Source organism: Ornithinimicrobium sp. CNJ-824, from assembly GCF_001942405.1.
GTDB classification, from domain to species: domain Bacteria; phylum Actinomycetota; class Actinomycetes; order Actinomycetales; family Dermatophilaceae; genus Ornithinicoccus; species Ornithinicoccus kibberensis.
Genome location: NZ_MKKA01000057.1, coordinates 1 through 1,196, shown reverse-complemented (window position 1 = coordinate 1,196; position 1,196 = coordinate 1). Strand labels below are relative to the sequence as shown.

Annotated in this window: 1 protein-coding gene; it reads right to left on the bottom strand. The window is 70.3% G+C overall.

Going from position 1 to position 1,196, the window contains the following annotated elements:
• A partial coding sequence (locus BJF81_RS13825; RefSeq protein ID WP_143780867.1) for an IS1634 family transposase occupies window positions 1-1,040 on the bottom strand: 1,040 nt, incomplete at its 3' end.
• Between the last annotated feature and the right edge of the window lie 156 nt (window positions 1,041-1,196).

Here is a 1,196-nt window from a genome sequence, read left to right as displayed (position 1 = left end):
TTGCCCGCGACCGTCCGGTACCGGCCCGCCCGGGCCAGCGCCGCGGCGGCTTCCTTGTTGGTGTGCCGCAGCTTCTCGGCGTGGATGTAGTGCCCGCCCCCCTTGGTCAGGTAGGCCCGGTTGGTGGCCGAGGCGAAGCCGCGGTCGGCGACCCAGACCATCCGGTGCAGGTTCCACCCGGCCAGGTCGTCCTTGATGGTGCGGATGATCGTGGTGTCGGGCTCGTTGCCGGCGAAGGTCCAGCACCGCACCGGGACCCCTTCGCGGGTGACGGCCATCGCGATCACGACCTGGGGAAGGTCGCCGCGGAAGTCCTTGGAGTGCCCGAACGTCCGGGCCCCGGACTCGGTCGGCTTCCTGAGTCCGTCGTCGCCGACCGTCTCGGCCAGCTCGGGCAGCTCGTCGGGCCGGTCGGTCTCGAAGTAGGTGGAGGTGGTGTCGACGAACACGATGTCCAGGTCCAGGTTCAGCAGGGTCGCGACCGAGGAGAACACCCCTTCGGCGATCTCGGGCAGGGCTTCGAGGAGGAAGTCCATCGCCCGGTAGGCCGCGTCCTCGCCGAGCTCGCCCAGGCCGGTGATCGCGACCCGCTGCCCCACCCACTTGGTGGCGGCCAGCTTCGAGGACGGCTCCAGGGCACGGTTGGCCACCAGGGCGAAGCAGGCCCGCTCCACCGCGTGCGCGTCCAGCCGGCGGCCGGTGGCGGCCCGGCGGATCGCCGCGCCGATGCCCAGGCGGTCCCACAGCTGGTCCAGGGTCCAGGCACCGCCCAGCCGGCGGGAGTCGATGACCTCCACCTGCTCGCCGGCGGCGCCGCCCTGCGGGGAGAGGGCGACCTGCTGCTCCGGGTCCAGGATGCGGGAGATCGAGGACACCAGCCGGGCCAGGGCGTCCTTGTCGACGAGGTCGGTCCGGCCGAAGTTGTGGATCACCTTCGCGGTCGAGGCGCCGGTCTTCGGGTGCCGCTCGTTGTGCGCCAGCTGCAGGTAGGACACGACCGTCCCGTCCTTGTTCGTGCGCCGCGTCTCCCGCAGGTACATGCCCACAGTCAACCACGTTCAGCCGCTGTAACAGCAGCGACACGCGACAGTCGTGTGCCTACAGGATTTCGGCCTTGGGCGACGTCCGATCCGCGTGGTTACGCGGTTTGCAGGCTCACGAACGGCCTTGAATGCCTACTATCTGCGGAACTCCGG